This window comes from Streptomyces sp. NPDC051776 (genome assembly GCF_040681345.1).
GTDB lineage: Bacteria > Actinomycetota > Actinomycetes > Streptomycetales > Streptomycetaceae > Streptomyces.
On sequence record NZ_JBFAYQ010000001.1, the window covers coordinates 455,998 to 464,507 of the forward strand.

7 protein-coding genes and 1 pseudogene are annotated in these 8,510 nt (G+C 71.2%); 6 read left to right on the plus strand and 2 right to left on the minus strand.

The genetic code is table 11. The features are described 5' to 3' along the window. Window positions 1-94: 94 nt before the first annotated feature. Window positions 95-556, minus strand: coding sequence for a metallopeptidase family protein (locus AB0M26_RS02000; protein WP_365252910.1), 462 nt, complete (start codon window positions 554-556; stop codon window positions 95-97). 273 nt (window positions 557-829) lie between these two features. On the opposite strand from AB0M26_RS02000, the gene AB0M26_RS02005 reads away from it, so the two are divergent. From AB0M26_RS02005 to AB0M26_RS02030, 6 genes are all read left to right on the plus strand, one after another. After that, a complete protein-coding gene (locus AB0M26_RS02005; RefSeq protein ID WP_365253036.1) occupies window positions 830-1,258 on the plus strand; it encodes a DUF3499 domain-containing protein in 429 nt (142 codons plus the stop codon). Between the two features lie 291 nt (window positions 1,259-1,549). Then, window positions 1,550-2,908, plus strand: coding sequence for a phosphomannomutase/phosphoglucomutase (locus AB0M26_RS02010; protein WP_365252913.1), 1,359 nt, complete (start codon window positions 1,550-1,552; stop codon window positions 2,906-2,908). A gap of 367 nt (window positions 2,909-3,275) precedes the next feature. Continuing rightward, window positions 3,276-3,473: a Trm112 family protein gene (locus AB0M26_RS02015; protein WP_365252916.1), complete on the plus strand. Its 198-nt coding sequence runs from the start codon at window positions 3,276-3,278 to the stop codon at window positions 3,471-3,473. A 227-nt stretch (window positions 3,474-3,700) separates the two neighbouring features. Next, window positions 3,701-4,873, plus strand: a complete 1,173-nt coding sequence (locus AB0M26_RS02020; protein WP_365253039.1) for an SIS domain-containing protein — start codon at window positions 3,701-3,703, stop codon at window positions 4,871-4,873. A 405-nt stretch (window positions 4,874-5,278) separates the two neighbouring features. Further along, entirely contained in the window at window positions 5,279-6,472 is a 1,194-nt protein-coding gene (manA, locus tag AB0M26_RS02025) for a mannose-6-phosphate isomerase, class I (protein WP_365252919.1), read from the plus strand. Window positions 6,473-6,772: 300 nt separating this feature from the next. Next, on the plus strand, window positions 6,773-7,750 hold the full coding sequence (locus tag AB0M26_RS02030) for a cation diffusion facilitator family transporter (RefSeq protein WP_365252922.1): 978 nt from the start codon (window positions 6,773-6,775) through the stop codon (window positions 7,748-7,750). A 551-nt stretch (window positions 7,751-8,301) separates the two neighbouring features. Here the strand turns inward: AB0M26_RS02030 and AB0M26_RS02035 are convergent. Continuing rightward, window positions 8,302-8,510 (minus strand): annotated as a pseudogene (locus AB0M26_RS02035) (IS5/IS1182 family transposase); the annotation flags it as partial.

The following is an 8,510-nucleotide window of genomic DNA, read 5'->3' on the forward strand; positions in this document are numbered from 1 at the left end:
GCTGATCCGCATGAACGTCCGCGGTGCCTGATCCGCGTGAACGACCGATGGGCGGCGGGCGGGCGCAGCGGCGGATGCGGTGGCGTGGGCCCGGTCAGTCCTGTCCGTACCGCGGATCCACCGACTCCGGTGCCAGGCCCAGCAGTTCGGCGACCTGCTCCACCACGACCTCGTGGACGAGCAGGGCCCTCTCGTCCCGGCTCTTGGTGCGGATCTCGACGGGTCGCCGGTAGATCACGATGCGGGCGTTACGGCCGCCCTTGGCCGTGACCAGCCGGCCGAGCGGCACCGTGCCCGCCTCCCAGGGGCTTGCCCCGTCCGGATCGGCGCTGACCGGCGGAGGCACCTCGCGCACGATGAAGTCCACGTCGGAGAGCTGCGGCCAGCGCCGCTCCAGCCGGTCGACCGAGTCGTGAACGAGATCGATGAACGCCTCCGCCCGGCTGACCGCGAGTGGCACCTGAGGGGGAGCGACCGGTCCCCGCATACCGCGTCCATGGCGGTCACGTCGTCGGGGTCGCGGCTCGGGCGGGCGGGGTGGCAGGCGGTTGTCCATCACCTCTGAGAGTAGCCGCCCGCCCGGGCCGGGGGAGACGCAGGCCGGGGCAGTGCGCGCCATGTCGGTAGATGAACATTTCAGCCATAGTTGCGCCTGGTTCTGGGCGCACTATTGATCGTGCATCTCACGACGAATGCCACCTTTCGGATCGACTGGTGACCGCATTCATCGTCGGGACCCGATGAGGGGTCCTGGCTCCGCCCAGGTCAGTCAGGTTGTCCGCAGGTCAGACGGGTTGCGGAGGGGGGAACGACACGGCGGGGTGAGCTCCTGGGGAGTCGTCGCGGCCCGCTCAAGAGTGCGGTACCGTCCAACGTCGTGAGCCCTGTACGTCGCTGTTCGCGCACCGCGTGCGGCCGCCCCGCCGTCGCGACGCTGACGTACGTCTATGCGGACTCGACCGCCGTCCTCGGACCGCTCGCCACCTATGCGGAGCCGCACTGCTACGACCTGTGCGCGGAGCACTCGGAGCGCCTCACCGCTCCCCGGGGCTGGGACGTCGTACGCCTCGCCGTCGATCCGGGCCCCGCCCGCCCCACGGGCGACGACCTCGAAGCGCTCGCCAACGCCGTACGCGAAGCCGCCCGTCCGCAGGAGCGCGCCGCCGGTGCGGGCGGCGGGGGAGGCGGGCGTCAGGCGGACCCGATGGAGGTCGCCCGTCGCGGGCACCTGCGCGTCCTGCGCTCGCCCGAGCCCTGAAGTACCTGACCGTCCAGGGCTTTGAGCGTGGCGGAATGGCCGGCTCCTGAGCCTCCGGAACTCTCCGGCCCCGAGTGCGCCCGCCGGACACGGCCCGGCCTCGGCTGTGAAGGGCCCTGCGTGTTGGCTCGCGTCCGCCGCTCCTCAACGGTTCCGAACCACGGCCCGCCGAACCGCGACTCACCGCTTCCGAACCGCGATGGCGTCCTCCACGGTCTGTCACCCCCGACGGGTACTGTGCTGCCGGGGAACAGACATCGTGCACCCACCGAACTCCAGGAGGCCTGCGCCGTGCCCGACTTGTCGCAGATCGTAAAGGCTTACGACGTACGCGGTGTGGTTCCGGACCAGTGGGACGAGTCGCTCGCCGAGCTCTTCGGCTCCGCGTTCGCGCAGGTGACCGGTGCGGAGGCGATCGTCGTCGGCCATGACATGCGGCCCTCCTCGCCCGGCCTGTCGCGGGCGTTTGCGCGTGGCGCGACCGCCCGTGGTGTGGACGTGACAGAGATCGGGCTGTGCTCGACCGACCAGTTGTACTTCGCGAGCGGTCAACTCGGGCTGCCCGGGGCAATGTTCACCGCGAGCCACAACCCGGCGCAGTACAACGGCATCAAGATGTGCCGCGCCGGAGCCGCTCCCGTGGGCCAGGACACCGGTCTCGCCGAGATCCGTTCCCTCGTCGAGGGCTGGGCCGGTTCCGGGGCGCCCGAACCGGCCGTGGCCCCCGGCACGATCACCCAGCGGGACGTCCTCACCGACTACGCCGCCCACCTCCGCTCACTCGTCGACCTGACCGCCATCCGGCCCCTGAAGGTCGTCGTGGACGCGGGCAACGGGATGGGGGGCCACACCGTGCCCACCGTCTTCGAAGGGCTGCCGGTCGACCTGGTGCCGATGTACTTCGAGCTGGACGGCACCTTCCCCAACCACGAGGCCAATCCCCTCGATCCGAAGAACATCACCGATCTCCAGGCCAAGGTCCGCGAGACCGGCGCCGACATCGGGCTCGCCTTCGACGGCGATGCCGATCGCTGCTTCGTCGTGGACGAGAGCGGCGCCCCGGTCAGCCCGTCGGCGATCACCGCCCTCGTCGCCTCGCGTGAACTGGCCAAGCACGGCGGTGGCACGGTCATCCACAACTGCATCACCTCCTGGTCCGTCCCGGAGGTGGTCAAGGAGCAGGGCGGCACCCCGGTGCGCACGCGCGTCGGGCACTCGTTCATCAAGGCCGAAATGGCCCGTACCGGAGCGATCTTCGGCGGCGAGCACTCCGCGCACTACTACTTCCGCGACTTCTGGAACGCCGACACCGGCATGCTCGCCGCCCTGCACGTCCTCGCCGCGCTCGGCGGCCAGGACGGCCCGCTGTCGGCGCTGGTGGCCCAGTACGACCGCTACGCATCCTCCGGCGAGATCAACAGCACGGTCGACGACCAGGCGGGCCGCGCCGCCGCCGTCAGGGCCGCGTTCGAGGGGCGGCCCGGCGCGGAACTCGACGAGCTGGACGGTCTGACGGTCTCCACGGCCGACTGGTGGTTCAACCTGCGGCCATCCAACACCGAGCCGCTGCTGCGTCTCAACGTCGAGGCGAGGGACGCCGCCACGGCCGAGAAGGTCCGCGACGAGGTCCTGGCGATCGTCCGGGCCTGAGGCGCGTATAGGGGCGTACCTCCTGCGCCGGCATATCGAGTGCAGGCCCGGCGCAGGGGCCTCGTGTGCGCGCCGGGCGCAGGGGTGTCGCGTGCGCGCCCGGCGTAGGCGTGTCCCGTGCACCTGCTGCGCAGGCGTGTTGCACGGGACGCGGGCCCGCACGCGCGGCCGCACACCCAGCTGTTGCGGGGTCCCGGCGCCCGGCCTCCACGCGAGGAGGACGCCGACGGCAGGGGCCCTCGACTCCCGCACGCACCCGCCCGTACCGCGAACCGAGCTGCCCCCGCACCGCGGCCCGGCGGTACGCTGGCCTGGCCGAACCCCTCGCTCGCCTTCAGGCCGGAGGGGCCCATCCGAAGGGACAACCATGCCGCTCGAAGCCGGTCTCCTCGAGATCCTCGCCTGCCCGGCGTGCCACTCCCCGCTCCGTGAGACCCAGGGGGCCTCCGAGGCGGAGTCCGGCGCCGACGAGCTGGTGTGCACGGGAGCCGACTGCGGTCTGGCGTATCCCATCCGCGATGGCATTCCCGTCCTGCTCGTCGACGAGGCCCGCCGCCCGGCCTGATCAGACACCGCCTGCTCAGGGATCGGCCTGATCAGGGACGGGCCTGATCAGGGAACGGCCTGTTCAGTACCGGCCTGATCAGGGATCGGCCCGATCAGGACCGGCCAATCATGACCGGCCCTGTCAGGACCGGCCCGATCAACGGGCCACGGGGACCTGCCGGGCTCCGCACGGACCAGCCGGGCCCGCGGAACCACCGCCACACCGGCGATCGGAGGCTCACCACGATGCTCGACGAGTCGTTGCTCGACGCCCCCGAGGCGCTGGCCCGCTCGGATACCCGCGGTCTACTGCGGGGCGTGGCCGAATCGGGGGCCCGGGTTCGCACGGCCGCGCGTGCCGCCGCCGAGTCCGGGCTCGCCGATCTCAAGCCGGACGGCCGTCCGCGAGCGCTGCTCTTGGCAGGTTCGGGCCCGACCACCGGATGCATCGCCGATCTGCTGTCCGCACTGGCGGGCGGCAACACCCCGGTCAGCGTCATCCGCCCGACCGGCGCGCTTCCCGACCCCGGCGCGCTGCTGTGGACGCTGCCCGGCTGGGCCGGCCCCCTCGACCTGCTTCTCGTCCTCACCACCGACGGCACCGAGCCCGGCCTCACCGCGCTCATCGAGCAGGCCTACCGCCGCGGCTGCGCGGTGGTCACCGTGACGCCACCCCGCTCCCCGCTCACCGAGGAGGCGGGCGGCCGGCACGGTCTGGTGGTCCCGCTGGCCCCCGCGCCGTACGAGGAGGTGCCCGAGGACCAGCCGCTTCCGGACCCCGGGTTCCGCCCCGCACCGGGTGCCGGACCCCCCGGGACCCTGTGGGCCCTGCTCACGCCGCTGCTCGTCCTCATGGACAAGATCGGCCTGTTCTCCGCGACGCAGCCCGCGATCCAGTCCGTCGCCGACCGCCTGGACAAGACTGCGGAGCGTTGCGGCCCCGCCATCGCCACGTACACCAATCCGGCCAAGACCCTCGCCGCCGAACTGGCTGACGCGCTTCCGCTGCTGTGGAGCGAAGGCCCCGTGGCCGGCGTCGCCGCCCGTCACTTCGCGCATGCCCTCGCCGTCGTCGCAGGGTGTCCCGCGCTCGTCGCCGAACTGCCCGAGGCACTGACCGCCCACGGCACGCTCCTCGCCGGAGCCTTCGCCGCGGCGGCCGACCCCGACGACTTCTTCCGCGACCGGGTCGAGGAGCCGCAGGCGCTGCACGCGCGCGTGGTGCTGCTCCGTGAGCGCGCCGAACTCGGCAGCCACTCGCCGACGCCGACCGCCCGCGAACTCGCGCTCGGACACGACACTCCCGTCAGCGAGCTCGAACCCTCCGGCGGCAGCGCGCTCGAGGCGGTCGCGGAACTTCTCGCCATCACAGATTTCGCCGCCGTTTACCTCGCGCTCGCATCAGGAGAGAGAACATGAGCAGTCGCCGTCACAGCAGGTGGAACGGCACGCCCCACAGGGACGGTTGATCCGGTACGACCCGCAGGGACCGGCTGGTTCCGAAGGACCCGCTGAGACTGCCGGGTCCGCCGAGACTGCCGGGTCTGCCGAGACTGCCGAGTCCGCCGGGTCTGCCGTGCCCGCTGGGTCCGCAGGACGGGCAGGACCCGCAGGACGGGCAGGACCCGCAGGACGGGCAGGACCCGCGGACACCCCGCAGGTCCGCAGGTTCCGCAGGATCGACTGACCCCCCGCCCGGAGCGTGCACGGGACCCCACCCGCGGTCGGCGTGCGACACCACCGACCGCCGGCCCGGCCACCAGCGACCACGTCGCCGGCCCACGGGCCGGGCCAAATCACGTACGGAAGTCAGGACTTCACCGCATGGACCGACTCGCCAACACCGTGCGCCCCTACGCCTGGGGCTCGACCACTGCCATCCCGCAGCTCCTCGGCGTCGAGCCCACGGGCGAGCCGCAGGCCGAGCTGTGGATGGGCGCACATCCCGGCGCCCCGTCCCGGGTCGACCGCGGCGCGGGCCCCCTGGCGCTCTCCGAGGCGATCGCGGCCGACCCCGAGGGCCACTTGGGCAAGGCCGTCCTCGACCGGTTCGGGCCCCGGCTGCCGTTCCTGTTCAAGGTCCTCGCGGCCGACGCCCCCCTCTCCCTTCAGGTGCACCCCGACCTCGCGCAGGCCAGGGCCGGTCACGCAGACGAGGAGGAGCGCGGCGTTCCGATCGACGCCCCGCACCGCAACTACAAGGACGCCAACCACAAGCCCGAGCTGATCTGTGCCCTCACGACCTTCGAGGGGCTGTGCGGCTTCCGCCCCGAGCGGGAGGCCGCGGGCCTGCTCGCGAGTCTGGACGTGGACTCGCTCAAGCCGTACGTCGACATCCTCCACGCCCAGCCGGAGGCCGACGCACTCCGCGAGGTCCTCACCGCCCTCCTCTCCGCAGACCCGGTTGCCATGGCCGAGACGGCCGCGCAGGCCGCCGCCGCGGCAGAACGGCTCGCGGACGTTGACGGGCCGCTCCAGAACGCGTACGCCGCCTACGCCTCCCTCGCCCGCCACTACCCCGGCGATCCTGGCGTGATCGCGGCCATGCTGCTCAACCACGTGACGCTGCAGCCCGGTGAGGCCCTCTTCCTGAGCGCGGGCGTGCCGCACGCGTACCTCCGAGGGCTCGGCGTCGAGATCATGGCCAACTCCGACAATGTGCTGCGCTGCGGCCTCACGCCCAAGCACGTCGACGTACCCGAACTCCTGCGCATCGTGCGCTTCGAGGCCACCGAGCCGGGGGTGCTGAGGCCCGGATCCGTCGAGGGCGAGGAGAGGTACGAGACGCCGATCGAGGAGTTCCGGCTGTCGCGCTACGTCCTGACGGAGGAGGGGGATCGGCGCCGCATCCCGTCCCGCACTCCGCAGATCCTCCTGTGCAGCGAGGGGTCGGCCGTGCTGCGGTCCGCTACGGATGAACTGCGGCTGGGGCAGGGCGAGTCGGCCTTCGTTCCCGCTGGTGAGGAGGCCGTCCTCACGGGCAAGGGCACGGTCTTCCGCGCGACGGTGGCGGTCTGACGAAGAGCGACATATCGCATGCCCTGGGTGTCTCGGGACGACTCAGGACGACTCGGGGTGTATGCAGGCAGGGCTGTCTCGCTCGTACCTCCTTATGTAGTTTGTGTAAACTATGCGGTTTGCATGGATTTGTGCGGGCCGGGTGTGGGCGATGGAAGGCACTTCTGCCCGCCGGGATCCGCCCGTACGGTCTTGATCCGGGTACCTGGCGACGGCCGTCGGCCGGGCTGCAACAATGTCCGGTCAGTAAAAGGGGAGCAAAGCCCCCGGGCGAGCCGACGGAAGGGACACCAGGCACTCATGAGTGCATCAGGCGGAACGAAAGCGATCGTCGCGGCGCTGGGCGCCAACTTGGCCATCGCGGCAGCGAAGTTCGTGGCGTTCGCCTTCAGCGGCTCGTCGTCGATGCTGGCCGAGGGCGTGCACTCGCTCGCGGACTCCGGCAACCAGGCGCTGCTGTTGGTCGGCGGCAAGAAGGCCCGGCGGAAGGCCACCCCGGAGCACCCCTTCGGTTACGGCCGCGAGCGCTACATCTACGCCTTCCTCGTCTCGATCGTGCTCTTCTCTGTCGGCGGCATGTTCGCCCTCTACGAGGGCTACGAGAAGATCAAGCACCCGCACGAGATCGACGACTGGTACTGGCCGATCGGGGTCCTCGTCTTCGCGATCATCGCCGAGACGTTCTCCTTCCGCACGGCCATAAGGGAGTCCAACACGCTGCGCGGCGAGCAGTCGTGGACGGAGTTCGTGCGCCGCGCCAAGGCGCCCGAGCTGCCCGTCGTCCTGCTCGAGGACCTCGGCGCGCTGGTCGGACTCATCCTGGCGCTGATCGGTGTCGCCATCGCGATCGCCACGGGCGACGGCATCTGGGACGGCATCGGCACCCTGTTCATCGGTGCGCTCCTCATCCTGATCGCGCTGGTGCTGGCGGCGGAGACCAAGTCACTGCTGCTCGGGGAGTCGGCGGGCGCGGAGATCGACAACACGATCCGCGAGGCGGCGGTCGACGGCGAGGCGGTCACCCGTCTCATCCACATGCGCACCCAGCACCTCGGCCCCGAGGAGATCCTCGTCGCGGCGAAGATCGCGGTGCGGCCCGAATCCACGGCCGAGCAGGTGGCGGATGCGATCGACGCGGCCGAAGAGCGTATCCGTACGGCGGTCCCGTCGGCCCGCCTGATTTATCTCGAGCCGGACATCTACGACGAGGCGGTGGCAGCTGCGGGGCCCGATCCGGCGAAGACTCCGGGCGGTCCAGGGGCGGACGCGGGTCACTGACGGCCGGCGCGGCGGCGAGGGCCGGCACGACCGCAGGTCTTCGGCGTGATCGTGATACGTGATGCCAACGGGCGGCGTCGCGGCACGCGTTGGCGCGTCAGCGTGACCGAGTGGCCCGACGTGACCAGTGGCCTTGCGTGAGGGGTGGGTCCGGCGTGACCAGTGGGTCCGACGTGATCGGCGGCCTGACGGTACGCGTTTGTTGGCGGGGCCGGTGGGCCGACGTGCCCGACGTGACCAATGGCCTGACGGTCCGCGCGTGCTGGTGGGAGGGGGGCCTGACGTACCGGTGGCCTGACGGGCCGCGCGTGCTGACGCGACGGGTGGCCTGACGTGACCGGTGGGCCAGACGTAACTGCTGGCCTGAGGTCCGCGCTTGTTGGCTGGACCGTGGTCCGACGGGCGGCCGGGCACACGCGACCGTCGGCCTCCTCGTACGGCGTCGTGAACGGCGAGGGCCCCCGCAGTGACGATTTCGGGGGCTTTCGCCCGTACGCGCTCCCGGCCGGGAGCAACTGGGCTGCAGTGCTAGGGAGCGTATTTGGTCGTGATCAAGGGGCGGCTCGCGTGAGGTCCTTGATCCAGATCATCGAGGCGCGGAGGTGTAGGCCGGCAAGGTAGCTCCCCGGGGTCTTGTCATAGCGCGTGGCTATGCCTCGCCACGCCTTCATCTTGTTGATCGCACGCTCGACAGTGTTCCGTTCCTTGTAGAACTCGATGTCATGCCTGACGGGCCTGCCGCCTCTACTGCCCTTCTTCT

What these genes read in the sequence shown, in the direction of transcription:
- AB0M26_RS02000 (WP_365252910.1), bottom strand. Translation starts at nt 556, where the DNA reads ATGGACAACCGCCTGCCACCCCGCCCGCCCGAGCCGCGACCCCGACGA.
- AB0M26_RS02015 (WP_365252916.1), top strand. Translation starts at nt 3,276, where the DNA reads ATGCCGCTCGAAGCCGGTCTCCTCGAGATCCTCGCCTGCCCGGCGTGC.
- AB0M26_RS02020 (WP_365253039.1), top strand. Translation starts at nt 3,701, where the DNA reads ATGCTCGACGAGTCGTTGCTCGACGCCCCCGAGGCGCTGGCCCGCTCG.
- manA (WP_365252919.1), top strand. Translation starts at nt 5,279, where the DNA reads ATGGACCGACTCGCCAACACCGTGCGCCCCTACGCCTGGGGCTCGACC.
- AB0M26_RS02030 (WP_365252922.1), top strand. Translation starts at nt 6,773, where the DNA reads ATGAGTGCATCAGGCGGAACGAAAGCGATCGTCGCGGCGCTGGGCGCC.